Origin of the sequence: Streptomyces sp. SKN60 (assembly GCF_026236535.1) — a bacterium.
Classification (GTDB): domain Bacteria; phylum Actinomycetota; class Actinomycetes; order Streptomycetales; family Streptomycetaceae; genus Streptomyces.
Genome location: NZ_JAHTMW010000017.1, coordinates 75,348 through 100,042 on the forward strand (window position 1 = coordinate 75,348; position 24,695 = coordinate 100,042).

Annotated in this window: 22 protein-coding genes and 1 riboswitch; of the genes, 7 read left to right on the top strand and 15 right to left on the bottom strand. The window is 72.0% G+C overall.

Features of this window, described 5'->3' with window-relative positions; translation table 11 throughout:
• Positions 1-245: 245 nt before the first annotated feature.
• A complete protein-coding gene (locus tag KV205_RS26285) occupies positions 246-440 on the bottom strand; it encodes a hypothetical protein (protein ID WP_265867096.1) in 195 nt (64 codons plus the stop codon).
• Positions 441-444: 4 nt separating this feature from the next.
• The gene (locus KV205_RS26290; protein WP_265867097.1) at positions 445-1,812 is read right to left on the bottom strand and encodes a peptidase C39 family protein; all 1,368 of its coding nucleotides are present in this window, start codon (positions 1,810-1,812) and stop codon (positions 445-447) included.
• 186 nt (positions 1,813-1,998) lie between these two features.
• Between KV205_RS26290 and KV205_RS26295 the strand changes: the two genes are divergently transcribed.
• A complete protein-coding gene (locus KV205_RS26295; RefSeq protein WP_265867098.1) occupies positions 1,999-2,637 on the top strand; it encodes a uridine kinase in 639 nt (212 codons plus the stop codon).
• 306 nt (positions 2,638-2,943) lie between these two features.
• Complete coding sequence (locus KV205_RS26300; RefSeq protein WP_265867099.1) at positions 2,944-4,833, top strand: AAA family ATPase; 1,890 nt, start codon at positions 2,944-2,946, stop codon at positions 4,831-4,833.
• Positions 4,834-4,863: 30 nt separating this feature from the next.
• Here KV205_RS26300 and KV205_RS26305 read toward each other — a convergent pair whose 3' ends face one another.
• The 10 genes from KV205_RS26305 to ribD form a co-directional block, all read right to left on the bottom strand.
• On the bottom strand, positions 4,864-5,994 hold the full coding sequence (locus KV205_RS26305; protein WP_265867100.1) for a hemolysin family protein: 1,131 nt from the start codon (positions 5,992-5,994) through the stop codon (positions 4,864-4,866).
• Positions 5,991-7,331, bottom strand: coding sequence for a hemolysin family protein (locus tag KV205_RS26310; protein ID WP_265867101.1), 1,341 nt, complete (start codon positions 7,329-7,331; stop codon positions 5,991-5,993). The genes KV205_RS26305 and KV205_RS26310 overlap by 4 nt, the downstream gene beginning before the upstream one ends.
• Positions 7,332-7,594: 263 nt before the next feature.
• Positions 7,595-8,050 carry a PH domain-containing protein gene (locus KV205_RS26315; RefSeq protein WP_265867102.1) on the bottom strand — a complete coding sequence of 152 codons (456 nt, stop codon included), beginning with the start codon at positions 8,048-8,050 and terminating at the stop codon, positions 7,595-7,597.
• A 36-nt stretch (positions 8,051-8,086) separates the two neighbouring features.
• On the bottom strand, positions 8,087-8,935 hold the full coding sequence (hisG, locus tag KV205_RS26320) for an ATP phosphoribosyltransferase (RefSeq protein ID WP_265867103.1): 849 nt from the start codon (positions 8,933-8,935) through the stop codon (positions 8,087-8,089).
• 76 nt (positions 8,936-9,011) lie between these two features.
• The gene (locus KV205_RS26325; RefSeq protein WP_116162050.1) at positions 9,012-9,284 is read right to left on the bottom strand and encodes a phosphoribosyl-ATP diphosphatase; all 273 of its coding nucleotides are present in this window, start codon (positions 9,282-9,284) and stop codon (positions 9,012-9,014) included.
• 48 nt (positions 9,285-9,332) lie between these two features.
• On the bottom strand, positions 9,333-9,818 hold the full coding sequence (gene ribH / locus KV205_RS26330; RefSeq protein ID WP_265867104.1) for a 6,7-dimethyl-8-ribityllumazine synthase: 486 nt from the start codon (positions 9,816-9,818) through the stop codon (positions 9,333-9,335).
• Positions 9,819-9,851: 33 nt separating this feature from the next.
• Complete coding sequence (locus KV205_RS26335) at positions 9,852-11,129, bottom strand: bifunctional 3,4-dihydroxy-2-butanone-4-phosphate synthase/GTP cyclohydrolase II (protein ID WP_265867105.1); 1,278 nt, start codon at positions 11,127-11,129, stop codon at positions 9,852-9,854.
• Positions 11,126-11,764, bottom strand: a complete 639-nt coding sequence (locus KV205_RS26340) for a nicotinamide mononucleotide transporter family protein (protein ID WP_265867106.1) — start codon at positions 11,762-11,764, stop codon at positions 11,126-11,128. Before KV205_RS26340 ends, KV205_RS26335 begins: the two co-directional genes overlap by 4 nt.
• Positions 11,761-12,381 carry a riboflavin synthase gene (locus KV205_RS26345; protein ID WP_265867107.1) on the bottom strand — a complete coding sequence of 207 codons (621 nt, stop codon included), beginning with the start codon at positions 12,379-12,381 and terminating at the stop codon, positions 11,761-11,763. Before KV205_RS26345 ends, KV205_RS26340 begins: the two co-directional genes overlap by 4 nt.
• A 2-nt stretch (positions 12,382-12,383) precedes the next feature.
• Positions 12,384-13,478, bottom strand: a complete 1,095-nt coding sequence (gene ribD, locus KV205_RS26350) for a bifunctional diaminohydroxyphosphoribosylaminopyrimidine deaminase/5-amino-6-(5-phosphoribosylamino)uracil reductase RibD (protein ID WP_265867108.1) — start codon at positions 13,476-13,478, stop codon at positions 12,384-12,386.
• Between the two features lie 179 nt (positions 13,479-13,657).
• Positions 13,658-13,787: riboswitch (FMN riboswitch) on the bottom strand.
• Between the two features lie 251 nt (positions 13,788-14,038).
• On the opposite strand from ribD, the gene KV205_RS26355 reads away from it, so the two are divergent.
• The gene (locus KV205_RS26355) at positions 14,039-16,417 is read left to right on the top strand and encodes a chitinase C-terminal domain-containing protein (RefSeq protein ID WP_265867109.1); all 2,379 of its coding nucleotides are present in this window, start codon (positions 14,039-14,041) and stop codon (positions 16,415-16,417) included.
• 125 nt (positions 16,418-16,542) lie between these two features.
• Here the strand turns inward: KV205_RS26355 and KV205_RS26360 are convergent, their stop codons facing one another.
• Positions 16,543-17,667, bottom strand: coding sequence for an ROK family transcriptional regulator (locus KV205_RS26360; protein ID WP_265867110.1), 1,125 nt, complete (start codon positions 17,665-17,667; stop codon positions 16,543-16,545).
• Positions 17,668-17,772: 105 nt separating this feature from the next.
• Here KV205_RS26360 and KV205_RS26365 point away from each other — a divergent pair, with 105 nt between their 5' ends.
• From KV205_RS26365 to KV205_RS26375, 3 genes are all read left to right on the top strand, one after another.
• The gene (locus KV205_RS26365) at positions 17,773-18,981 is read left to right on the top strand and encodes an MFS transporter (protein ID WP_265867111.1); all 1,209 of its coding nucleotides are present in this window, start codon (positions 17,773-17,775) and stop codon (positions 18,979-18,981) included.
• Positions 18,982-19,037: 56 nt separating this feature from the next.
• The gene (locus KV205_RS26370) at positions 19,038-20,429 is read left to right on the top strand and encodes a uracil-xanthine permease family protein (RefSeq protein WP_265867112.1); all 1,392 of its coding nucleotides are present in this window, start codon (positions 19,038-19,040) and stop codon (positions 20,427-20,429) included.
• Positions 20,430-20,505: 76 nt separating this feature from the next.
• Positions 20,506-21,237 carry a DUF5995 family protein gene (locus tag KV205_RS26375; protein WP_265867113.1) on the top strand — a complete coding sequence of 244 codons (732 nt, stop codon included), beginning with the start codon at positions 20,506-20,508 and terminating at the stop codon, positions 21,235-21,237.
• 27 nt (positions 21,238-21,264) lie between these two features.
• Here KV205_RS26375 and KV205_RS26380 read toward each other — a convergent pair whose 3' ends face one another.
• Both KV205_RS26380 and KV205_RS26385 read right to left on the bottom strand, forming a co-directional pair.
• On the bottom strand, positions 21,265-22,965 hold the full coding sequence (locus KV205_RS26380; protein ID WP_265867114.1) for an NAD(P)/FAD-dependent oxidoreductase: 1,701 nt from the start codon (positions 22,963-22,965) through the stop codon (positions 21,265-21,267).
• 60 nt (positions 22,966-23,025) lie between these two features.
• Positions 23,026-23,832, bottom strand: coding sequence for a carbon-nitrogen hydrolase family protein (locus KV205_RS26385; RefSeq protein WP_265867115.1), 807 nt, complete (start codon positions 23,830-23,832; stop codon positions 23,026-23,028).
• A 297-nt stretch (positions 23,833-24,129) separates the two neighbouring features.
• Here KV205_RS26385 and KV205_RS26390 point away from each other — a divergent pair, with 297 nt between their 5' ends.
• On the top strand, positions 24,130-24,675 hold the full coding sequence (locus KV205_RS26390; protein ID WP_265867116.1) for a Repetin: 546 nt from the start codon (positions 24,130-24,132) through the stop codon (positions 24,673-24,675).
• Positions 24,676-24,695: the final 20 nt, after the last annotated feature.

Sequence of the window (24,695 nt, forward strand, 5' to 3'; positions counted from 1 at the left end):
GAAAGGCAGATGCCGTCCGACCAGAGGGCATCGATCGACGCTCCTGACGCGAGCGTCTACTCGGACCTCGGATCCGACAGATAGGTGCCGACGAGCTTGCCGTCGTAGCCAGCGGCCTGGGCAGCGGTCTCCAAGCTCGGATAGTCCTGGCCGTCGGCGTCGATCATCGCTGCGCATCCGCACGCGTCAGTTCGGGTTCGACCCACTGGTGGATGCATCGGCAGCGGATGCTGATCTCGCTGCGGTCACAGATGACCATCCAGTCGCCGCCAGGCTCCGCAGTCCGGGCAGATCACCAGGATGCCGCCGATGCGGATTCCGCTCAGGGTGGGTGGTAGCGCGGAGACGGATTTACCGTCGCCAAGCAGCGTCTCCTTTACCTCACGCAGGACGGCCAGGAGCGCTGCCGTCAGGTCGTCGAGACGACCGTCGGGCCGCACATGCTCACACCAGGCCGAGCGACCGCAGTGCGCGGTGCAGACTTGGTGCTGACTTGACCGGCCAGAAGATGTAACAGACACCCCCCGTACCGCTTCTGACCTTGCCGTTTGCGTCATAACGCTTGGTCCGCAGCCAGATGTTCTCCCACTCGCGGCGCCGGTAGACCCGGCGGACCGCCTCGTTGCTGGGGGAGGCGGGGTCGTTGGCGATCACGTCGCCGTCGGCGGTGAAGCCGATGACGGTCATCAGGTGGCCCGAGGTGCCGTAGCCGGCGCCGGTGAGTTCTTCCTTGCGGAAGGACTGGGACGTTATGGCCGGGATGCCGGCGCGGATCAGGGTCTCCAGGTCGGTGAGCGAGCCGAGGCGGGTGACGACCGCGTTCATGTCGGGGTAGGCGGCGGCGTAGGCGGCGTTGAAGGGCCAGTTGCCGCAGCCGGCGTACTGGTAGTCGTAGGTGTGGCGGGCCGCGTGGCAGACCTGGGGGTCGGCGAAGTCGGGGTTCACCCAGGCGAGGTCGGCGGTGGAGGGGCGGCGGCCCCAGTACTCGACGATCATCTGCGAGGAGGTGGGGCTGCACCAGGCCTCGCCGCCGTTGTCGTACTCGGGGTACTGGCCGACGTGGGTGTTCTGGGAGTAGCGCGGCACGGTCAGCTCGTGGTCGAGGCCGGGCGCGGAGGCGGGGACCTCGAAGCGGTCCGGGATGTCGGAGGCCATCGCGCCGAGCCGCCAGACCACCGGCGAGAGGTCCGTGCCGGGGGTGCGGTGGAGGGTGAGGCGGAGCTGGTACGAGAGGAGGCGGAGGCCGTTCGCCGGGTCGTCGATCGAGAAGGTGTCGGTCCAGATGGAGGCCTTGCCGTCGCTCTGGTCGTCGACCGAGGTGCGGCGGATGTCGGCGTCGCCGGAGGCCCAGCGGCCCATCACGAACCACGGGGTGTCGGTGCCGTCGCCGTACGTGCCGCGCAGGTCGACCTGGATCCAGGTGCCGGGCGGGGTGTGGGCGTTCCAGGAGGCGATGACCTCGGTCGCGGGGACCCTGGAGGTGTGGACCGGCGAGGTCCAGGTCGCGTACTCCCAGGTGCCGGTACGGCCGGTGTGCGGGTCGGTGTAGTCGGTGCGGCCGGCCGGGACGGCGAGCACCAGGCCGGGGCGGTGGCCGGCGACGGCCCGGGTACCGGCCGCGGTGCCGCAGCGCCAGTCGGTGTAGGTGGACCAGAAGCGGTTGTCCACGAGTTCGGGGGCGGGGGCACGACCTGCGGCGGCCTCGTCGGCGCGGGCTTCCGTGGCCGCGGCCGGCGCGGCGGACGCCGCCGTTCCGGCCGCCGCGGCGAGGGCGGCGGCGAGGACGGTTCTGCGCGGGGTGGCAGGGGGCATGGGCGGTGACCCTCCAGTCGGTGGTGGCGAACGGACGGGCTGCGGGCCCCACTATCGCGGCTCGCGGACGCCTTCTGCCAGCGATTCGACACGTGCCGCGCGAGCAATATTGGTCTCCACCAGTGGCAGGACGAGCCCCGCTGACCTGGGGCGGATCCCGGAAGGCCGCTCCCCTACCCTGAAGCCATGACCGTCGACCCCGGCCTCGACCGCGCCGCCACCGCCCTGCGCCGGCTGCCGCCCTCCTGCGGCCCGGTGCGGCTCGTCGCGGTCGACGGGCACGCCGGATCCGGCAAGTCGACGCTCGCCGCGCGGCTGGCCGCCGCCCTGGGCGGGGCGCCCGTGCTGCATCTCGACGACCTCGCGAGCCACGAGGAGCTCTTCGAGTGGGACGGCCGGCTCCTCGACCAGGTCGTGGTGCCGCTGTCCGAGGGCCGGGCGGCGCGCTATCACCCGTACGACTGGAATCTGCGCTCCTTCGGCCCGGCGCGGACGCTGGAGCCGGCGCCGGTGGTGCTTCTGGAGGGCGTGGGGGCCGGGCGGCGGGTGGTGCGGCCGTTCCTGGCGCGGCTGCTGTGGATGGAGCGCGGTGCCGAGGAGTCCTGGGCGCGCGGGCGGCACCGGGACGGGCCGGCGCAGGCGGATTTCTGGGACGGCTGGACCGTGGCGGAGACTCGCCATTTCACGGAGGACCCGTCGCGGCCCTTCGCCGACACCTTGGTACGGGAGCGCGGGAAGGGTTACGAGTGGCTGCCAGGGCCCTCTGTGACAGCGGGCCCGAACCAGATCATCACCCATCGTGACGGGTCCCCGGCCGCAAACTGAGTGGGCGGAACTCCACTTCCGCAAGTGCCTCAACTCGGCTTGACCCAAGGGGCGTACAGGTCTTACGTTCTGAATGTGCGGCTCTGCGGAGTCGCCGCGGACGCGAAGCCCCCGGTTGTTCCCCCGTGATCGGGGGCTTCGTTCCGCCCCCGTCATCACCGTGGGTCACGACCGGTGGACGGCCGGCGGATCGCGTCGATCACGGCCGATCGCCCTCTTCTCCCTCATCACGCACCCCCTGCGCAGGTACGATGCCCCTCGGTGCGGTCAATTCCCGTCCACGTGTAGACGGTTGTGGGGGACCCGATGGACTTCGGCACACAGGGCACGCATGCCCCCGCCGAGCTCGCCTGGCTGCGCGGAGTCGACGCCTACACGATGGGCGCGTATCCGCAGGCCGAGGAGGAGTTCCGGACGGCGGTGCGCATCGACCCCGGCATGGCCGACGGCTGGCTCGGGCTGCACGCGCTGCGGGTGGACACCACGACGGCGCTGCTGCGGATGTACCGCAACCGCGAGCGCTTCGGCGAGCAGCGCACCCGGCACCGCCGCACCCTCAACTCCTGGTACTGGCTGGGCTGGTGGGTGCAGCCGGTGCTCGAGACGCCGCGCGATCTGCTGCTCGCGCACGCCTCGCACTGGCTCGACGGACGGCACGTTCCCGAGCTGGACCGGGCGCTCGCCGGGCTTCCGCCGGTCGACGCCGATCCCCAGGTGCGCTTCCTGCACGCCTGCCGCGCCTATCTGGTCAAGGACTGGGAGCAGCTGGTCCGGCACACCGAGGCGCTGGTCGACGATCCGCTGCTCGGCATCGAGGCGGGTCTGTTCGGCGGCATGGCCCGGGTGCGCCTGGAGATGTACGGGCAGGCCGAGCCGCTGCTCTCGGCGGCGCTGATGCGCTGCCGCAGCGAGCAGCCGCAGCGCAAGGAGCTGCGCTACTGGCTGGCCCGGGCGCACGAGGGCACCGGCCGGTCCGCCGCCGCGCTGCCGCTCTACCGGGCGGTGCACCGGATCGACCCGGCGTTCATGGACACCGCGGCGCGGCTGGCGGCCATCGCCGAGTACGACGGCTTCGAGGGCCCGGACGACCCGGTGGGCTACGCCCCGGCGATGTACGGCGGGCTCGGCCAGGACACGGTGGACGGCGAGCGGGACGGGCCGGAGGGCCCGGGCGGCGACGGGCTGCTGCTCAGACCGGAGACCGGCCCGCCGCCCGCGCCGCCGGAGCCGCCCGATGTCGTACGGCAGAAGGCGGCCGTCCCGGCGCAGCCGGTGCCGCCCCGCTTCCCGGCCGGCACCACCGACCCGGAGCTGCTCGCCGAGGCGCTGGCGGAGCTGGAGCGGATGGTCGGGATGGAGCCGGTGAAACGGCAGGTGAAGGCCCTGTCGGCCCAGCTGGAGATGGCCCGGCTGCGCGCCGGACAGGGCCTGCCCGTCCAGCCGCCGAAGCGGCATTTCGTCTTCTCCGGCCCGTCGGGCACCGGGAAGACCACCGTGGCCCGGATCCTCGGGCGGGTGTTCTACGCGCTCGGGCTGCTCGGCGGCGACCATCTGGTGGAGGCCCAGCGGGCCGATCTGGTCGGCGAGTATCTGGGCCAGACCGCGGTCAAGGCCAATGAGCTGATCGACTCGGCGATCGGCGGGGTGCTCTTCGTCGACGAGGCCTACTCGCTCTCCAACACCGGCTACAGCAAGGGCGACGCCTACGGCGACGAGGCCCTGCAGGTGCTCCTCAAGCGGGCCGAGGACAACCGGGACCACCTGGTGGTGATCCTGGCCGGCTACCCGGAGGGCATGGACCGGCTGCTCGCCGCCAACCCCGGGCTCTCCTCCCGCTTCACCACCCGCGTCGACTTCCCCTCGTACCGCCCGCTGGAGCTGACCGAGATCGGCAAGGTGCTCGCCGCGGCGAACGGCGACGGCTGGGACGAGGAGTCCCTCGACGAGCTGCGCTCCATCAGCGGGCACGTGGTCGAGCAGGGCTGGATCGACGAGCTCGGCAACGGGCGCTTCCTGCGCACCCTGTACGAGAAGTCCTGCGCCTACCGCGATCTGCGGCTGTCCGGCTACGGCACCGTGCCGAGCCGCGAGGACCTGGCCACGCTGCGGCTGCCGGACCTGATGCAGGCGTACGGCGAGGTGCTCTCGGGACGCGGCCCCATGGACCGCGGACCGCAGGAGCCGCCGGGCATCTGACCGGCGGCTCCCCCAACGCTCTGGCCGAACTCAGCTCGCAATCACCCTGGCGGACGGCTGCGCGCCCGCTGTCCCCACGGGGTGGCGCACCACGGTCCGCACCCGGTGGGCAGGGTCGCGGACCTCGCCGACCAGCGTCTCCAGGACGTCCTCCAGGGCGACCAGGCCGAGCACCCGGCCGGAGGCGTCGGACACCTGGGCGAGGTGGGTCGCGGCCCGGCGCATCACGGTGAGCGCGTCGTCCAGCGGCAGTTCGGCCCGCAGCGTGGCCATCGGGCGCCACACCTGCTGGGGCACCGCCCGCTCCCGGTCCTCCAGGTCCAGGACGTCCTTCACGTGCACGAAGCCCATGAAGGTGCCCCGGCCCCCGACCCCGACCCCGGCCCCGACTCCGGCCGCGCCGCCGGGGGCGCGGACCGGGAAGCGGGAGAAGCCGGTCCGCACGGTCAGTTCCTCGATCTCCCGGGGGGTGACCGACGGTGGCACGGTGACCAGGGAGGCGGACGGGATGAGGACGTCGGTGACCGGGCGGGTGCCCAGTTCGAGGGCGTCCTCCAGGCGCTCCTGCTCGGCCGGGTCGAGCAGTCCGGCCTGGCCGGCGTCCTCGACGAGCCGGCCGAGCTGGGCGGAGGTGAAGACGGCCTCCACCTCGTCCTTCGGCTCGACCTTGAAGGCCTTGAGGACCAGGCGGGCGCAGGCGCCGAGCGCGCTGGTGACCGGGCGGCACAGGCGCGCGAAGCCGACCAGGCCGGGGCCGAGCGCGAGCGCGGTGCGCTCGGGGTCGGCCATGGCGAGGTTCTTCGGGACCATCTCGCCGATCACCAGGTGGAGGAAGACCACCGCGGCGAGCGCGATCACATAGCCGAGCGGATGGACCAGGCCGTCCGGGACGCCCACGGCGTGGAAGACCGGTTCGAGCAGCGAGGCCACGGTCGGCTCGGCGACGGCGCCGAGGGTCAGCGAGGCCACCGTGATGCCGAACTGGGCGGCGGCCATCATCTGCGGCAGGTTCTCCAGGCCGTACAGGACCTGGCGGGCCCGCTTGCCGCTGCGCTGCTCGATCTGGCTGCGGCGCACGGAGACGAGCGCGAACTCGGCGCCGACGAAGAAGCCGTTGGCGAGCACCAGGAGGACGGCGAAGAGGAGGGGAAGGAGGCTCATCGGGCCGCCTCCGCCCCGACGGGCACCGGGGCGGTGCGCATGATCCGCACCCGCTCGGCGCGGTAGCGGTCGACCTGGCGGACCGAGAGCCGCCAGCCGGGGAGTTCGGCCCGGTCGCCCGGGGCGGGGATGCGCCCGAGCAGATCGGCGACGAGCCCGGCGACCGTCTCGTACGGTCCGTCGGGCACGTCGAGTCCTATCCGGTGCAGGGTGTGCACCCGGCAGGAGCCGTCGGCCTCCCAGACCTGGCTGCCGTCCTCCGACGGCACCGCGGCCAGCTCCGGCCGCTCGTCGGCGGCCGTGTCGTGCTCGTCGCGCACCTCGCCGACCAGCTCCTCGACGATGTCCTCCAGGGTGACGACGCCGGCGGTGCCGCCGTACTCGTCGACGACGACCGCGATGGGCTGCTCGCGGCGCAGCCGCTCCAGGAGGGCCTGGGCCGGCAGCGACTCGGGGACGAGCAGCGGCGGGACGGCGATCCGGCCCACCGGGGTGCGGTGCCGCTCGTGCGGGACGACGGCGAGGGCGTCCTTGAGGTGGACCATGCCGACGATCTCGTCGATCCGCTCCCGGTAGACCGGGAAGCGGGACAGGCCGGTGGCCCGGGTCAGGTTGAGGACATCGGCGGCGGTGGCGTCCGACTGGAGGGCGCTCATCTTCACCCGAGGGGTCATGACCTGCTCGGCGGTGAGCCCGCCGAGCGTGAGGCTCCGTACGAAGAGGTCGGCGGTGTCCTGTTCGAGGGCGCCGGCCTCGGCGGAGTGGCGGGCCAGGGAGACCAGCTCGCCGGGGGTGCGGACGGAGTCGAGCTCGTCGGCCGGCTCCACGCCGAACAGCCGGACGAGCCGGTTGGCGACGGTGTTGAGCAGCGCGATCACGGGCCGAAAGAGGCTCGCGAAGACATGCTGCGGGCCGGCCACGAAACGGGCCACCTGGAGCGGCCGGGAGACCGCCCAGTTCTTCGGGACGAGCTCGCCGACGACCATCTGCACCGCGGAGGCGAGCAGCATGCCGACGAGTACGGAGATGCCGGAGACGGCCCCTTCGGGCAGTCCGGTCGCGGTCAGCGGCCCGTCGAGCAGTCCGGCGAGCGCGGGCTCGGCGAGCATGCCGGTGACCAGCGAGGTGATGGTGATGCCCAGCTGGGTGCCGGAGAGCTGGAAGGACAGCTCGCGCAGGGCCCGTACGACGCCGCGGGCGCGGCGGTCGCCTTCGGCGGCGGCGCGCTCGGCCTCGGCGCGCTCGACGGTGACGAGGCCGAACTCGGCGGCCACGAAGAAGCCGTTGGCGAGGATCAGGAGGAAGGCTGCGGCGAGCAGCAGGAGAGAGACGATCATGCCGCCGCCTCGGGTGAGGGGGCGGCGCAGGTACTACCGGACGATCCGTCCATTGCCGGAGGGAGTCACTCCTCGGGTCGAAGGGCGGCCTCGCGGGCCGCCGGCGGGCGGCCCTGCACATGCGAGGCGGTGGTGCCGCTCGGCACCACCGCCACCAGATTAGTCACGCCCGTGCTGTCACGGGCAGGGGGTCGGCCCCGTATGGGGGACGGATCAGGGTCGGCCCCGAGCCGGACCCGAGTCGGACCGGCGTCGGACCGGGGTCAGCGGGACTCGGAGCCGGTGCCCCGGCTCTCGGCGAGCGCGCGCAGCGCGCGGGCGTCGCGGATGGCCTGCTCCTTGGCGATGCCGGGCTGGATGCCGAGGGCGGGCAGGCTGGTGCCGTCGCTCAGGTCGAGGAACACCCAGGCGTCGCCGGGGCGCAGATTGACCCTGAGGATCTCGGCCCAGGCGAGCCGGCGCTTCCGGGTGATGTTGACGACCGTCACACCGTCCTCGTCGGCGACCACCTTGGGGCGGCTGAGCAGCACCAGGACACCCAGGAAGAGGGCGGCGGTGAAGACGAAGCTGACCCGCTCTCCCGGGTTCAGCTTCTCCAGGATCAGCCCGACCGCCGTGATGACGAGGAACATCACCACGCCGAGGGTCAGCAGGACGGCCCGGGTGCGGCCCGGCCGGAAGGTGACCGGGAGGGCGGGGAGGGTGGTGTCGGAGGACATCGGCGTTCCTGGACTTCTTCCGTGCGGCCGTGCGGCTCAGAGACGGCAGGCGTGGATGGCCGTGGTGAGGATGGCGCGGGCGCCGAGCTCGTACAGGTCGTCCATGACCTTCTGCGCCTCCTTGGCGGGGACCATCGCGCGCACGGCGACCCAGCCCTCGTTGTGCAGCGGCGAGACGGTGGGCGACTCCAGGCCCGGGGTGAGGGCGACGGCCTGCTCCAGGTGCTCGGCGCGGCAGTCGTAGTCCATCATCACGTAGCTGCGGGCGACCAGGACGCCCTGGAGGCGGCGCAGGAACTGCTGCACCTTGGGGTCGTCGTCGACGGCGCCGGTGCGGCGCACGACGACGGCCTCGGAGGTGAGGATCGGCTCGCCGATGACTTCGAGGCCCGCGTTGCGCAGGCTGGTGCCGGTCTCGACGACGTCCGCGATGATCTGGGCGACGCCCAGCTGGATCGCGGTCTCGACGGCGCCGTCGAGGTGCACGACGGAGGCGTCGACGCCCTGCTCGGCGAGGTGCTTGGCGACGATGCCCTCGTAGGAGGTGGCGATCGTCATGCCGTGGAAGTCCGCAGGGCCGTTCGCGGTGCCCGGGCGGGTGGCGTAGCGGAAGGTGGAGCGGCCGAAGTTCAGCGGCAGGATCTCCTCGGCGTTGGCGCCGGAGTCCAGGAGCAGGTCGCGGCCGGTGATGCCGATGTCGAGCCGGCCGGACGCCACGTAGATCGCGATGTCCTTGGGGCGGAGGTAGAAGAACTCCACCTCGTTCTCCGGGTCGACGGTGACGAGTTCCTTGGACTCCTTGCGCTGCCGGTAGCCCGCCTCATGGAGCATCTCCATCGCAGGTCCGGAGAGAGAACCCTTGTTGGGGACGGCGATGCGCAGCATGGGACGGGCTTCCTTTGCCTCGGATGTCGGTGTCTTGCGTGGTGCGGTGCGGGCTCTGAAGGTCGGGCGCTTAAGGTCAGAGGTGGGCGTAGACGTCGTCGAGCGAGATCCCGCGGGCGACCATCATCACCTGGACGTGGTACAGCAGCTGCGAGATCTCCTCGGCGGCGGCTTCCTTGCCCTCGTACTCGGCGGCCATCCAGACCTCGGCGGCCTCCTCGACGACCTTCTTGCCGATGGCATGGACGCCCTTGCCGACCAGTTCCGCGGTGCGGGAGGTCGCCGGGTCGCCGGTCTCGGCCTTGAGCTTGAGCTCGGCGAAGAGCTCTTCGAAGGTTTTGTTCGCCATGATGTCCTAAGAGTACGGGGTGGGCAGGCGCGTCTCGGCGCCAGGGTTTCAGCGCCAGGGTTCGCTGACCGTGCGCAGGATGGTCGCGGTCGCGACGGCGGCGGTGACGGCCTCGTGGCCCTTGTCCTCGCTGGAGCCCTCGAGGCCGGCCCGGTCGAGGGCCTGCTCCTCGTTGTCGACGGTCAGGACGCCGAATCCGACGGGTACGCCGGTGTCGATCGAGACCTGGGTGAGGCCGTGGGTGACGCCCTGGCACACGTACTCGAAGTGCGGCGTTCCGCCGCGGATGACGACGCCGAGCGCCACCACGGCATCGTAGCCGCGCTGGGCGAGGACCTTGGCCACGACCGGGAGCTCGAAGCTGCCGGGGACGCGGAGCAGGGTGGGCTCCTCGATGCCGAGCTCGTTCAGGGCGCGCAGGGCGCCGTCGACGAGGCCGTCCATGATCTTCTCGTGCCACTGGGCCGCGATGACCGCGACGCGGAGGTCGCCGCAGTTCTTCACGCTGAGGACGGGTGCGCCCTTGCCGCTCATGTTTCTCCTTGGTCGATCTCGGTACGTGCTGACTTACTGGTTGCCGCAGGTGGGGGCCGAGGTGCCGTCCAGCCAGGGCAGGTCGTGGCCCATCCGGTCCCGCTTGGTGCGCAGGTACCGGAGGTTGTGCTCGCCCGCCTGGACCGGCATGGGCTCGCGGCCCTCGACGGTGAGGCCGTGCCGGGTGAGGGCGTCGATCTTGTCGGGGTTGTTGGTCATCAGGCGCAGGCTGCGCACGCCGAGGTCGGCGAGGATCTGGGCGCCGGCCGCGTAGTCGCGGGCGTCGGCGGGCAGGCCCAGTTCCAGGTTGGCGTCGAGGGTGTCGCGGCCGCGCTCCTGGAGCTCGTACGCCCGCAGCTTGGAGAGCAGTCCGATGCCGCGGCCCTCGTGGCCGCGCAGATAGACGACGACGCCGCGGCCGGCCTCGGTGATGCGGTCCATGGAGGCTTCCAGCTGGGGACCGCAGTCGCAGCGCAGCGAGTGGAAGACGTCGCCGGTGAGGCACTCGGAGTGCACCCGGACGAGGACGTCGGCGCCGTCGCCGATCTCGCCGTGGACGAGGGCGACGTGCTCGACGCCGTCGACGGTGGAGCGGTAGCCGTACGCGGTGAAGTCGCCGTGCCGGGTGGGCAGCCGGACCTCGGCCTCGCGGCGCACGGTGGGTTCGGCGGAGCGCCGGTAGGCGATCAGGTCCTCGATGGAGATGATCGTCAGGCCGTGCTTGCGGGCGAACGGGACCAGCTCGGGCAGCCGCAGCATGACGCCGTCCTCGCCGGCGATCTCCACGATGGCGCCGGCCGGGCGGAGTCCGGCGAGCCGGGCGAGGTCGACGGCGGCCTCGGTGTGTCCGTTGCGGGCCAGGACGCCGCCGGGCTTGGCGCGCAGCGGGAAGATGTGGCCGGGGCGGACGAAGTCGCCGGGCTCGTGCTCGCCGCTCGCGAGCATGCGCAGGGTGGTGGCGCGGTCGGCGGCGGAGATGCCGGTGGTGACGCCGTGGGCGCGGCTCGCGTCGACGGAGACGGTGAAGGCGGTCTGCATCGACTCGGTGTTGTGGTCGACCATCTGCGGCAGCCGGAGCCGTTCGAGCTCCTCGCCCTCCATGGGGGCGCAGATCAGGCCGCGGCACTCGCTCATCATGAAGGCGACGACCTCGGGGGTGGCCTTCTCGGCGGCGATGACGAGGTCGCCCTCGTTCTCGCGGTCCTCGTCGTCGACGACGACCACGGGGCGGCCGGCCGCGATGTCCGCGATGGCCTGCTCGACGGGGTCGAGGGAGAGGTCGGAGGTGTCCCAGAGCGACAGCGTGTTCATGCGCGGGCTCCTTCCAGGGTGGGGGCGGTGGTGCGGGAGCGGAGCCACCAGTCGCGCATGCCCCAGAGGACGAGCGCGCCGTAGATGACGTAGACGAAGCCGGAGAAGGCGTAGCCGTTGGCGAAGTTCAGCGGGACGCCGACGAGGTCGACGAGCAGCCAGGCGAACCAGAACTCGACCATGCCGCGGGCCTGGGCGTACATGGCGACGATGGTGCCGACGAAGATGTACGCGTCGGGCCAGGGGTCCCAGGACAGGCTCGGGTAGGCCTTGAAGAGGAGGGCCACGGCGACGGTGCCCGCCGCGGCGGCGGCGATCATCGCGCCGCGCTCGCGCCAGGTGGCGAAGCGCACGGAGATGTGGCCGTCGGTGCCCTGCCCCTTGCCGCGGCTCCACTGCCACCAGCCGAAGAGGGCGACCAGCATGACGACGACCTGCTTGCCGGCGCTGCCGGTGAGGTGGCCGTAGAAGGCGCCGAAGAGGATGAGGCCGGCCAGGAACTGGACGGGCCAGGTCCACACCGAGCGGCGCCAGCCCAGGGTGAGGGCGATCAGGCCGAAGATGTTGCCGATCATGTCGGACCAGATGATGTGCTGGTCGAGGAGGGTGAACGCCTCGGAGTTGAGCCAGTTCACTTGCCGTTCTCCTGTCCGTTCGAGGGCCCGTTCGGGCCGAGCAGCCGCTCGACGTACTTGGCGATGACGTCCACTTCGAGGTTGACCGGGTCGCCGCTCTGCTTGATGCCGAGCGTGGTCAGCGCGAGGGTGGTGGGGATGAGGCTGATGGTGAACCAGTCGTCGCCGACCTCGACGACGGTGAGGCTGACGCCGTCGACCGTGATCGAGCCCTTCTCGACGACGTAGCGGGCGAGCTGCGCGGGCAGGCCGACCTTGACGATCTCCCAGTGCTCGGAGGGCTCGCGGTCCAGGATCGTGCCGGTGCCGTCCACGTGGCCCTGGACGATGTGGCCGCCGAGGCGTCCGCCGACGGCCATCGGCCGCTCCAGGTTGACCCGGGAGCCGACCTCCAGGGCGCCGAGCGAGGAGCGCTTGAGGGTCTCGGCCATGACGTCGGCGGTGAACTCGCCGTCGCCGAACTCGACCACCGTGAGACAGACGCCGTTGACGGCGATCGAGTCGCCGTGCTGGGCGCCTTCCGTGACCAGCGGGCCGCGCAGGCGGAAGCGCGAGGCGTCTTCCAGCTGCTCGACGGCGACGACCTCGCCCAGCTCTTCGACGATTCCGGTGAACACGGTCAGGCTCCCTTGGGGGTGGCGGGGACGGTGGGGACGGCGGTGACGCGGAGGTCGGGCCCGATGCGCACGGTCTCGGTGACGTCGAGGCGCAACGCCTCCGCGATGGTGGTGATTCCGGCGTCGGCGAGGGCGGCGGGGCCGGCGCCGAGCAGGACCGGGGCGAGATAGCCGACGACCTGGTCGACGGCGCCCGCGGCGAGGAAGGCGCCCGCGAGGGTGGGGCCGCCTTCGAGGAGTACGGAGCGGACGCCGCGCGCGTACAGGGCGTCCAGGAGGGCGGGGACGGAGAGCCCGCCGCCGGCGGCGCGGGGCAGCCGTACGACCGGTTCGAGGGCGGTGTCGGCGTCCTCGGCGACGGCGATCAGGGTGGGCGCGGTGTCGTCCAGGACCCGGGCGCCGGGCTTGACGGCGGTGGCCTCGGTGTCGACGACGACGCGGAGCGGCTGGACGGCGCCCTCGATGCCCCGTACGGCCAGGTGGGGGTCGTCGGCGCGGGCGGTGCCGGAGCCGACCACGACCGCGTCGGCCTCGGCGCGCAGCCGGTGCACGTCGGCGCGGGACTCGGCGGAGCTGATCCAGCGGGAGGTGCCGTCGGCGGCGGCGATCCGGCCGTCGAGGGTGGCGGCGTACTTCCAGCGCACGAAGGGGCGGCCGGTGCGTACGGAGGTGAGCCAGGCCAGGTTGCCCGCCTCTGCCTCGTCGGCCAGGACGCCCTGCTCGACCTCGACGCCGGCCGCGCGCAGGGTGTCGGCACCGCCCGTGGCCTGCGGATTCGGGTCGCCGACCGCGTACACGACGCGGGCGATCCCGGCCTCGATCAGGGCCTGGGCGCAGGGGCCGGTGCGACCGGTGTGGTTGCAGGGTTCGAGGGTGACGTACGCGGTGCCGCCGCGGGCCAGGACACCGGCCGCGCGCAGGGCGTGGACCTCGGCGTGCGGGCCGCCGGCGCGCTGGTGCCAGCCCTCGCCGACCTGGTGGCCGGAGGCGTCGGTGATGACGCAGCCGACGACCGGATTGGGGCTGGTGGAGCCGAGACCGCGGGCGGCGAGCGCGATCGCGCGTCGCATGGCGGTGATGTCGGCCTGGGTGGCCACCGGGTCCTCCTGCCTCTTCGGGCACGGACTCCGGGGCCTGTCGATGACGACAGAGAGCGGGTACGAGAGCCTTGCGCAGGGTGTGCCGAGGCCGGATGCCCGCTGGGGGCGCCGGGACCGGGATCCGGTACGGCGACCAGCGGACGTACGGCCGGCTCACCCCGAGAAGGGGTCGCCCGCCGCGCACTGCCTCCCATCCGGACTTTCACCGTCGGTCCAGGAATCTCACCTGGTCAACCGGCCGCTGGCTGCGGACGGGTCGCGGACTATACCGCCGGTTCGGAATTACACCGACCCCGGAGTGCGCTGCTGCTGATACAGGACCAATATGCCACGGACTGCGACCGGCCATACGAGTGAGGCCCTGTGGGCTGACTCACAACCCGCCATGACCCTGCCACGAAATCCTTCGTTGGTCCAGACCTATTGACGCACTGGTCTAGTCCTCTTAATGTCCGTGTCACCTTCGAGACACGGCCCGCCGGTGTGCGCACTCCACGGGCCCAACACGACCCACCCCCTTGTTCGTTGAACAATCCCGACCTCTACGGAGGAAGATCGTGTTGTCCCCCACCCACAAGAGAGCGACGCTGCTCGCGTCCGGCGCCGCCGTCGCCGGGCTGCTGATCAGCTCCCTCGCCACCGGCGGCGTCTCGTACGCGGCCGACAACGAGAGCTGTCGCCCCGACGGCCTCTACAGGACGCCCGGCGTCGACGTCCCGTACTGCTCGGTGTACGACTCCGAGGGCCGCGAGAAGATGGGCGCCGACCACCAGCGCCGGGTCATCGGCTACTTCACGGGCTGGCGCACCGGGAAGAACGGCGAGCCCGCCTATCTCGCCTCCGACATCCCGTGGGACAAGGTCACCCACATCAACTACGCCTTCGGCCACGTCGGCGGCGACAACAAGCTCTCCGTGGGCACGGACGGGCCGAACAACGCGGCCACCGGGATGACCTGGCCCGGTGTCGCGGGCGCCGAGATGGACCCGGCACTCCCCTACAAGGGCCATTTCAACCTGCTCACCAAGTTCAAGAAGCAGCACCCGAACGTGAAGACGCTGATCTCGGTCGGCGGCTGGGCGGAGACCGGCGGCTACTTCGACGACAGCGGCAACCGGGTGAACTCCGGCGGCTTCTACTCGATGGCCACCAACGCCGACGGTTCGGTCAACCAGGCCGGGATCGACACGTTCGCGAACTCGGCCGTCGACTTCATCCGGAAGTACGGGTTCAACGGCGTCGACATCGACTACGAGTACCCGACCACGATGAAGGACTCGGGAAACCCGCTCGACTGGCAGCTCTCCAACGCGCGCCGGGCCGGCCTCGTCCAGGGCTACGCGGCCCTGATGAAGTCGCTGCGCGAGAAGCTCGACCGGGCCGGCGCCACCGACGGCAGGCACTACATGCTGACCGTCGCCGCGCCCTCCTCCGGCTATCTGCTGCGCGGCATGGAGACCTTCCAGATGCAGAAGTATCTGGACTACGTCAACATCATGTCCTACGACCTGCACGGCGCCTGGAACGAGTACGTCGGCCCGAACGCCTCGCTGTTCGACGACGGCAAGGACGCCGAGCTCGCCGCCGCCAACGTCTACGGCAGCGCGCAGTACGGCTCCATCGGCTACCTCAACACCGACTGGGCCTACCACTACTTCCGCGGCTCGATGCCGTCCGGCCGGATCAACATCGGCCTGCCGTACTACACCCGCGGCTTCAAGAACGTGCAGGGCGGCACCGACGGTCTGTGGGGCAAGGCCGCCACGACCACCTGCCCGGCCGGCGCGGGCCTGACCAAGTGCGGCGACGGCGCCGTCGGCATCGACAACCTGTGGCACGACAAGGACACCAACGGGCAGGAGTCGCCCGCCGGTTCCAACCCGATGTGGCACGCCAAGAACCTCGAGAAGGGGATCGTCGGCGACTACGTCACCCAGTACGGCTTCCCCGCGAACACCACGCTGACCGGCGCCTACGCCCGCAAGTACGACTCGACGCTGGTCGCGCCGTGGCTGTGGAACGCCGACAAGAAGGTCTTCCTCTCCACGGAGGACGAGCAGTCGGTGGGCGCCAAGGCGGACTACGTGGTCGACCGCGGCATCGGCGGCACCATGATCTGGGAGCTGGCCGGCGACTACGCCTGGAACGCGGCCAAGGGCCAGTACGAGATGGGCTCCACGCTCACCTCGCTGATGTACGACAAGTTCAAGGCCGCCACCCCCTACGGCGCCAAGAAGTCGAACAAGGCGCTTCCGGCCCAGGCCGTGAACGTGGGCGTGGAGTTCACCGAGTTCAAGCTCGGCGACTCCAACTACCCGATCACCCCGAAGCTGAAGATCACCAACAACACCGCCACCACGCTGCCCGGCGGCACGGAGTTCCAGTTCGACTACGCCACCTCGGCGCCGAACAACGCCTCCGACCAGTCCGGCTTCGGCACCAAGGTGATCAGCAGCGACCACACGGGCAGCAACGTGGGCGGCCTGAAGGGCGACTTCCACCGGGTCTCCCTGAAGCTCCCGGCCTGGCAGACGCTCGCCCCGGGCGCCTCCGTGGACCTGGCGTTCAACTACTACCTGCCGGTGTCGACCCCGTCGAACTGGACGGTGAACATCAACGGCACGACGTACGCGCTCGCCGGTGACCTGGCGCGCGGCACGACGACGGTGGAGCCGGGGGGCTCGACCGCCACCCCGACGCCGACGCCGACCACCACGTCGCCGACCCCGACCCCGACCACCACCTCGCCGACCCCCACCCCGACGCCGACCGGCGGCACCTGCACCAACCCGGCGTACGTGGCCGGCCAGGTGTACACCGGCGGCTCGGTCGTCTCGCACAAGGGCCACAACTGGAAGGCCAAGTGGTGGACCCAGAACGAGGAGCCGGGCACGACCGGCGACTGGGGCGTCTGGCAGGACCTCGGCGCCTGCTAGCCCCTACGGCCTGACATGCCCCCGGCGGCGGTTCTCACGGCCCTTGCCGCCGCCGGGCCTCCCACCGCGCCGCGTCCCCCTGTCCGGGACGCGGCGCGGACCCGTTTCCCCGGGACTGCCGCTCGTTACGGGAAGAGCTCGTCCTGCGCCGCGTCGCGGGCCCGCAGCAGCGCGCCCCGCAGCACCGCCGCGTCGCCGAGCGCGGTGGCGCGCACCTCGGTGCGCAGCGGCGAGAGCCCGGCCAGGGCGTGCTCGACGCGGGCGGCGAGCTCGGGGCCGCCCTGGTGGCCGATCTCGCCGGCCAGCACCACACAGCCCGGGTCGAGGACGGCGGCGACGGCCGCCGCGCCGACCGCGAGGCGCTGGGCGAGGGCGTCGAGGAAGGGGCCGTGGCCGGAGCCGAGCGCGGTGGCCGGGTCGAGGCCGTGGGCGGCAGCCAGGGCCCGGACGGCGGAAACGCAGGCCAGCTCGTGGAAGCCGCCGTCGCAGCCGGTGGCCGAGGGCAGACCGGAGGTCATGGGCACGGGCAGGAAGCCGATCTCGCCCGCGCCGCCGGAGGCCCCGCGGCGCAGCCGCCCGTCGAGGACGACCGCCGCACCGACCCCCTGGCCCAGCCAGAGCAGCACGAAGTCGTCGCGGTCGCGGGCCGCGCCCGCGCGCAGTTCGGCGACGGCGGCGAGGTTGGTTTCGTTCTCGACCAGGACCCGGGCGGGCAGGCGTTCCTGGAGGACTCCGATGAGCCGGCGGTGCCAGGCGGGCAGTCCGGTGGAGTCGCGCAGTTCGCCGGTGGCCGGATCGATGAGGCCGGGCGCGCCGACGGCGACCGTGTGCAGCCGGTCCGCGCCGGCCTCCCGCGCGGCCTGCTGGAGGAGCGTGACGGCCTGCTCGACGGCGGCGCCGGTGCCGCCGGTCTCGCCGACGGGGGCCGCGGCCTCGGCGAGGGTGGTGCCGAGGAGGTCGGCGACGACGACGGAGACGGAGCGGGTGCGCACGTCGAGGGCGGCGAGGTGGGCGCGGTCGGCGACGATCCCGTAGAGCTTGGCGTTGGGGCCGCGGCGCTCGGCGCCGGTCTCGCCGACGACGTGCACGAGTCCGGAGCCGCTGAGCCGCTCGACGAGGTCGGCGACGGTGGGGCGGGACAGTCCGGTGAGCGTCTTCAGCTGGGTCGCCGTCAACGGGCCCTCGTCCTGGAGCAGTCGCAGGGCGAGCCGGTCGTTGATGGCCCGTGCGGTGCTCGGGGATGCGGCCATGCGGGGATCCTCTCAGACGATCACGGGTGTCCGGCCCCGGAGCACTATTTATCAGGCAGGGTTCCTGATAGTTTACGCGACACACCAGGACCGAGGGAGGGACCCATGGCGGCAGAGACCGTCTTCACCACCGAGCGGCTGCGGCGGGCCCGGTACGCCGTCGCCGCCGTCTTCTGCGTGCACGGCGCGGTCACCGGCAGCTTCGCCACCCGGATCCCGTGGATCCAGGAGCACGCGGACGTCAGCGCCGGGCAGCTCGGCCTCGCCCTGGCCTTCCCCGCGATCGGCGCCTCGCTGGCGATGCCGCTGGCCGGGGCGGTCAGCCATCGCTTCGGCGCCCGCACCGCGCTGCGCGGGCTGCTCGCGCTGTGGACGCTCGCCCTGACGCTGCCCTCGCTCGCGCCGAACGTCTACGGCCTGTGCGCGGCGCTCTTCGTCTTCGGCGCCACCGCCGGCATGTCCGACGTCGCCATGAACGCCCTCGGCGTGGAGACCGAGAACCGGCTCGGCCGCTCGATCATGTCCAGCCTGCACGGCATGTGGAGCGTGGGCGCCCTGCTCGGCTCGGCGGCCGGCACCCTCGCCGCCCACCTCGGCGGCGACGCCCGGATCCACCATCTGATCGCCGCCCTGGTGCTCACCGCGCTCGGGCTCGCCGCCTGCCAGGGCGTGCTCGACCTGCACAGCGCGCCCGAGGAGGAGGCCCCGCCGCGCTTCGCGCTGCCGCCGAAGTCCGCCCTGGTCATCGGCGCCATCGGGTTCTGCGGGGTGTTCGCCGAGGGCGCCAGCCTGGACTGGTCGGCGGTCTACCTCAAGGAAGAGCTGGGCAGCTCGGCCGGGCTCGCCGCCGCCTGCACCACCGCCTTCACGCTCACCATGGCCGTGGCGCGCCTGGTAGGCGACCGCGTGGTGGACCGCTTCGGCGCGGTGCGCACGGTACGGGTCGGGGGCGCGACCGCCACCCTGGGCGGGCTGCTCGTGGTGGCCGCCCCGCACGCGGCGGTCGCGATGGCCGGCTTCGGTCTGATCGGCCTGGGCGTCGCCGTGGTCGTCCCGCTCGCCTTCGCCGCCGCCGGGCGCAGCGGCCCGAACCCCAGCCAGGCCATCGCGGGCGTCGCCACCATCACGTACACCTCGGGGCTCATCGCCCCCTCGGCGATCGGCGGCATCGCCGACGCGACCTCGCTGGTGCTCTCCTTCGGCCTGGTGACCCTGCTCGCCTTCGGCCTGGTGCTCGGCGCGGGGGTGCTGCGGTCCGCGGGCCGCACGAAGTCCGCGGCGGCCGCGGCCGGCGCACCCGAAAAGGTCGGCTGACCTGCGGCGCCTACCATATGGCTGATTCTTTGCCCCCGGAGAACTGGAGCGAGCACATGAGCCTCGGCGTGCGATGGACCCTGCACGGCGACGGGAGGACACCCGCTCCGGGTGCGGTCGTCCGGCCGGACGAGCGCCTCTCCTGGCCCCGTACGGTCGGGCTCGGCGCGCAGCACGTGGTGGCGATGTTCGGCGCGTCCTTCGTGGCGCCGGTCCTGATGGGTCTTGACCCGAACCTCGCGATCATGATGTCCGGTGTCGCCACCGTGATCTTCCTGCTCGCGACCCGCGGCACGGTCCCCTCGTACCTCGGCTGCTCGCTCTCCTTCGTGGGCGTCGCCGCCGCGATCCGGGCCTCCGGCGGCAGCAGCGCCACCGTGACCGGCGCGGTCCTGGCGGTCGGCGCGGTGCTGTTCCTGGTCGGTCTCGCGGTGCGCAGGTTCGGCGCGCGGATCATCCACGCGGCGATGCCGCCGATCGTCACCGGCGCGGTGGTCATGTTGATCGGCTTCAACCTGGCGCCGGTCACCGCCGCCACCTACTGGCCGCAGGACCAGTGGACGGCTCTGCTCGTCATGCTGTTCACCGGCCTGGCCGTGGTCTGTCTGCGCGGCTTCTGGTCGCGCATCGCGATCTTCCTCGGCCTGGTCTTCGGCTACGGCATCTCCTGGGTATTCGACCTGGTCTTCGGCCGGATCCACTCGATGTCCCCGAGCGGCCAGGTCACCGACCACTGGCGGCTCGACCTCTCCGGCGTCTCGAAGGCCGACTGGATCGGTCTGCCCAGCCTGCACGGCCCCAGCTTCGAGTGGTCCGCGATCCTCGTGGCGCTGCCCGTGGTCATCGCCCTGGTCGCCGAGAACGCCGGCCACGTCAAGGCGGTCGGCGAGATGACCGGCACCTCCCTGGACGACAAGCTCGGCACCGCGATCGCCGCCGACGGCGCCGCGTCCATGCTGTCCACCGCCGTGGGCGGCCCGCCGAACACCACGTACTCCGAGAACATCGGCGTCATGGCCGCCACAAGGGTCTACTCCACCGCCGCCTACTGGGCCGCGGCCGGCTTCGCGCTGCTCTTCGGCCTCTGCCCCAAGTTCGGCGCGGTCGTCGCCGCCATCCCCGGCGGTGTGCTCGGCGGCATCACCGTGATCCTCTACGGCATGATCGGTCTGCTCGGCGCCCAGATCTGGATCAACGCCAAGGTCGACCTGCGCAACCCGCTCAACCTGGTGCCCGCCGCGGCCGGCATCATCATCGGCGTCGGCGGCGTGAAGCTCACCTTCAGCGACACCTTCGAGCTCGGCGGCATCGCGCTCGGCACGATCGTGGTCATCACCGGCTACCACGTGCTGCGCGCCTTCGCCCCGGCCCATCTGAAGCAGCAGGAGCCCCTGCTCGACTCCGGCACCAGCTCGTACGAGACGGGCGAGGAGTCCGTGGCGAAGTAAGGGCGGATTCGCCCGTTCTGGGGAAGCCGGGCGGCGGAACCCCACCGTCCGGTCCTCCGGCTGCCACCCTGCACCCATGGCGCAGACGCAGGACATCCAGTCGCAGGACATCCGGTCGCAGGACATCCGGCTCGGGCCGTTCACGGCCGTCGACCCCGTGGTGGCCCGCATGCGGGCCATCCGCGCCGCCTGGCACCCGGCCGACGGGGTCGCGGTGTTCAACCGGGTCTATCTGACCGTCACCGAGGAGATCGGCCGGGCCATCGAGGCCGGCTCCTTCACCGACCGGCGGGCCGCCGCCACCCTCGACGTGCGGTTCGCCCAGCGCTATCTGACGGTGGTCGACTCGGTCGCCGCCGGCGGCCCGGCGCCCGCCTGCTGGCGCCCGCTCTTCCACTACCGGCGGCATCCCGGCGTCCGCCCGCTGCAGTTCGCCCTCGCCGGGATCAACGCCCACATCGGGCACGACCTGGCGCTCGCCGTCGTCGACACCTGCCGCACCCTGGACTGCGCGCCCGGGGACCTGGAGGACGAGTTCGACCGGGTCGGCGACGTCCTCGTCCTCCTGGAGGAGCGCATCCGGGACGAACTGATGCCGGGCCCGGACCTCCTGGAGGTCGCGGACCCGCTGACGCATCTGCTCGGCTGCTGGAGCCTGGACCGGGCCCGCGACGGGGCCTGGCTCGCCGCCCGCTCGCTGTGGCAGCTGCGGCGGCTGCCCGACCTGGCCGAAGAGTTCACCGAACGCCTCGACCGGTCGGTGGGCCTGGTGGGGCGGATGCTGCTCACGCCCCTCGCCAGGCCCTGACCGACACGGGGATCGGTCCTCCCGGGATCAGTCCTCCGGCAGCTCGACCGGGGCGATCTCGTCGTACACGTCGCCCGGGCCCGGGTTGGTGCCGTCGGTCGCGCCGCCGAACTGGTGCATCACGCCCCACACCGCGTTGAGCGCCGTCTGCACCGCGCCCTCGGCCCAGCCGGCCGTCCACGAGATGTCGTCGCCGGCCAGGAAGATGCCCCGCTTGTCCTCGGGCAGCCGGTCCTGCATGAAGTGCGTGAACAGGCGGCGCTGGTAGCGGTAGTGGCCCGGCAGGTTGGCCTTGAACGCGCCCATGAAGTAGGGCTCGTTCTCCCAGGAGACCGTCACCGGGTTGCCGATGATGTGCTTCCGGATGTCGACCTTCGGGTAGATCTCGCCGAGCGACTTGAGCATGACCTCCATGCGCTCGTTGGCGGAGAGCGGCAGCCACTTGAGGCTGTCGTCGCACCACGTGTACGAGAGGCAGATGACGGCCGGCTTGTCCGGGCCGTCGTCCAGGAGGTAGGTGCCGCGGGTCATCCGGTCGGTGAGCGTCATCGACATGACGTCCCGGCCCGTCTCCTCGTCCTTGTCCAGCCAGAACGGCCGGTCGACCGGCACGAAGAGCTTCGAGGACTCCATGTAGTGGGTGCGCTCGATCGCCGTCCAGTGGTCGATCGGGAACAGCGAGTCGTCGCAGGCGATCTTGGAGAGCAGCATCCAGGACTGGGCGGTGAATATCGCCGCCCGGTACGTGCGGATGTCGCCGTTGGCGTCCGTCACCGTGATGTGGTTGTCCGCGGTGCGGTGCAGCCGGGTGACGGCCGGCTTCGGCGCGCCGCCCTCGTGCAGCGAGGCGAGCGAGGTGCCCTGCGCCCAGTGCACGATCTTCTCCGGCTCGCGCTCCCACAGGCGCAGCGGCAGCTGCTGCGAGCCGCCGACGATGCCGCGGTGGTGGTCGTCGGCCTCGGTGTAGACGACCCGCAGGATCTCCAGGATGGAGTTCGGGAAGTCGGTGTCCCAGCCGCCGGTGCCGAAGCCGACCTGGCCGAAGATCTCGCGGTGCCGGAAGGACTTGAAGGCCTCGGACTCGCAGAGGAAGCCGTAGAAGGTCTGGTTGTCGAGCTTCTCGACCAGCTTCGCCCAGATCTCGCGGATCCGCGGCACGTCGCGCTCGCGCATCGCGCGGTTCATGTCGGAGAAGTCCGCGCCCTCGTCGAGGCACTTGTTCCAGGCCTCGGCGACATCGCGGTAGACCTGCGGCAGGTCGGCGACGGTCTCCGCGTAGTGCGACTCGCCCTTGAGGTCGACGACGGTCGACGGGGTGGCCTCGGCCAGCGGGTTCGGGAACGGCTTGGTGGTCAGGCCGACCAGGTCGATGTAGTGCTGCAGCGCCGTGGAGGAGGGCGGGAAGCGCATCGCGCCCATCTCGGCGCTCAGGCCCTCGGCGCCGGTGCCCTCGAAGCCGACCGTGCGCAGCCGGCCGCCGATCTGGTCGGCCTCGTACACGACCGGCTTGAGGCCCATCTTCATCAGCTCGTAGGCGGCGATGATGCCGGACAGGCCGCCGCCGACGATCGCGACCTCGGCGCCGTGCTCGGTCGCCGGGACCTGCCCGAGGCCGGCCGGGTGGGCCAGGAAGTCGTCGTAGGCGTAGGGGAAGTCCGGACCGAACATGGTGATCGGCGGCTGCTGCTCGTCGGCGTGCTCGACGGCGTTGGGCACGGTGGACGTCATGGGGTACGGACTCCTTGCGCGAAACGGGTGAGGCGGGGGTGGGACCGGGCGGGGACGGCGCTAGACGAGGGAGCCGTAGAGCCCCGGGCGGCGGTCGCGGAGGTAGGGGTTCTCCGCGCGGGAGGCCGCGAGGAATTCGGGTTCGACGTCGCCGAGGACCAGGTCCGTGCCGCGCCCGGCGCGGGCCCGGGCGGTGCCGTCGGGGCCGGCCAGGACGGAGAGGCCGACGAACTCGAAGTCGCCCTCGGGGCCGGTCCGGTTGGCGTACCCGATGTAGATCTGGTTCTCGAAGGCGCGGACCGGGACGACGGAGAGCGGGACGATCTCGGCCGGGTGCATCAGCGCGGTCGGCACCAGGAGGAGGTCGGTGCCGGCCAGCGCGTGCGCCCGTACGTTCTCGGGGAACTCGACGTCGTAGCAGATCATCAGGCCGACCGTGAGGCCGCCGAGCTCCGCCTGGACGACGGCGTCGTCACCGGGGGTGAACCACTTCGCCTCGAAGCCGCCGAAGAGGTGGGTCTTGCGGTAGTGGGCGAGCCGGCTGCCGTCGGCGCCGAAGAGCTGGGCGGAGTTGTAGATCACGCCGTGCCGCTCGGTGTCGCGCTCCGGGTATCCGTAGCCGACGGCCAGGCCGTGGCGGGCGGCGATCGCGGCGACCGCGTCGGCGGAGGGGCCGTCGGCCGGCTCGGCGAGCCGGGCCATGGCGTCGCCGATGGCGTAGCCGGTGAGGAACAGCTCGGGGGCGAGCAGCACGGCGGCGCCCGCGGCGGCGGCGCGGCCCGCGGCCTCGTCGAGGACCTTGAGGTTGGCGGCCACGTCACCGAGCTCGCCGGAGCTCTGGAGCAGTGCGGTGCGCAGCGCGGGCATGGGCCGTCCTCGGAGGTCGAAGCTGGGGGAGGAATTCAAGGGGAAGCTGTCAAAAACGGTACGGTTTCGGGCTCGGCCGGGACAAGGCGCGACCGTTGCGGACCGACCGTCGAACCGTTGCGCGATCACCCCCCTCGATGGTGATTCGTTGCGCACCCCTCGGGAGCGTGATCGTCCGCAGGTCGTACGCCTCCCCCGCCGCGCGGCGGAAGCGGGGACCGTTCCCCGGCGCGATGTCCCGGCGGGCCCGGGCCGGAAGAGTGGTGGGCGTCCGGTTGACCTGCCGAAAGGACCGACATGAAGCGCCGTACGAAGATCGCCGCCGTGGCCGCGGCCCTGCTGATCACCTTGGCCGCGGGCGGTGCCGCCACCGCCGACACCGACTGGTCGGGCAAGGGGCCGCGCGAGGCGGCGGCGCTGACCGGCACCGCCAAGCTGTACCGGCCGGCCGGGGACGACATCACGTTCAGCTTCGACGCGCACCTGGCGGCGAAGGACAACAAGGACCCGGAGGCCGCGACGGGCACCTTCCGGTTCAGCCACTACAAGGACGGGAAGGGCGGCTACGCGGTGGCGAAGGTCGACTGCCTGGTCACCGGCGGCAAGGTGGCGGTGGTGACGGGCATCGTCACCGAGACCGATGTGGACGGCTTCCGGAACAAGCGGGTCGGCGTCTCCGTGCACGACCTCGGCCGGCACGACCGGCTCGGCTACAGCTGGATGACCCGGGGCCAGGACTCGGAGCTGCCGCCGTGCCAGAGCGCGCCGCCGTTCGAGAAGGTCAAGGCCGGCACCGGCGACTTCGACGTGCTGCCCTGGCTCCTGGAGTACCCGACCGAGTAGCGCCGGGGACGCGAAAAGGG

Excerpts from the sequence above, each read along its gene's own strand:
- KV205_RS26290 (WP_265867097.1), bottom strand. The coding sequence starts at position 1,812 with ATGCCCCCTGCCACCCCGCGCAGAACCGTCCTCGCCGCCGCCCTCGCC.
- KV205_RS26295 (WP_265867098.1), top strand. The coding sequence starts at position 1,999 with ATGACCGTCGACCCCGGCCTCGACCGCGCCGCCACCGCCCTGCGCCGG.
- KV205_RS26300 (WP_265867099.1), top strand. The coding sequence starts at position 2,944 with ATGGACTTCGGCACACAGGGCACGCATGCCCCCGCCGAGCTCGCCTGG.
- KV205_RS26305 (WP_265867100.1), bottom strand. The coding sequence starts at position 5,994 with ATGAGCCTCCTTCCCCTCCTCTTCGCCGTCCTCCTGGTGCTCGCCAAC.
- KV205_RS26310 (WP_265867101.1), bottom strand. The coding sequence starts at position 7,331 with ATGATCGTCTCTCTCCTGCTGCTCGCCGCAGCCTTCCTCCTGATCCTC.
- KV205_RS26315 (WP_265867102.1), bottom strand. The coding sequence starts at position 8,050 with ATGTCCTCCGACACCACCCTCCCCGCCCTCCCGGTCACCTTCCGGCCG.
- hisG (WP_265867103.1), bottom strand. The coding sequence starts at position 8,935 with ATGCTGCGCATCGCCGTCCCCAACAAGGGTTCTCTCTCCGGACCTGCG.
- KV205_RS26325 (WP_116162050.1), bottom strand. The coding sequence starts at position 9,284 with ATGGCGAACAAAACCTTCGAAGAGCTCTTCGCCGAGCTCAAGCTCAAG.
- ribH (WP_265867104.1), bottom strand. The coding sequence starts at position 9,818 with ATGAGCGGCAAGGGCGCACCCGTCCTCAGCGTGAAGAACTGCGGCGAC.
- KV205_RS26335 (WP_265867105.1), bottom strand. The coding sequence starts at position 11,129 with ATGAACACGCTGTCGCTCTGGGACACCTCCGACCTCTCCCTCGACCCC.
- KV205_RS26360 (WP_265867110.1), bottom strand. The coding sequence starts at position 17,667 with ATGGCCGCATCCCCGAGCACCGCACGGGCCATCAACGACCGGCTCGCC.
- KV205_RS26365 (WP_265867111.1), top strand. The coding sequence starts at position 17,773 with ATGGCGGCAGAGACCGTCTTCACCACCGAGCGGCTGCGGCGGGCCCGG.
- KV205_RS26370 (WP_265867112.1), top strand. The coding sequence starts at position 19,038 with ATGAGCCTCGGCGTGCGATGGACCCTGCACGGCGACGGGAGGACACCC.
- KV205_RS26375 (WP_265867113.1), top strand. The coding sequence starts at position 20,506 with ATGGCGCAGACGCAGGACATCCAGTCGCAGGACATCCGGTCGCAGGAC.
- KV205_RS26380 (WP_265867114.1), bottom strand. The coding sequence starts at position 22,965 with ATGACGTCCACCGTGCCCAACGCCGTCGAGCACGCCGACGAGCAGCAG.
- KV205_RS26385 (WP_265867115.1), bottom strand. The coding sequence starts at position 23,832 with ATGCCCGCGCTGCGCACCGCACTGCTCCAGAGCTCCGGCGAGCTCGGT.
- KV205_RS26390 (WP_265867116.1), top strand. The coding sequence starts at position 24,130 with ATGAAGCGCCGTACGAAGATCGCCGCCGTGGCCGCGGCCCTGCTGATC.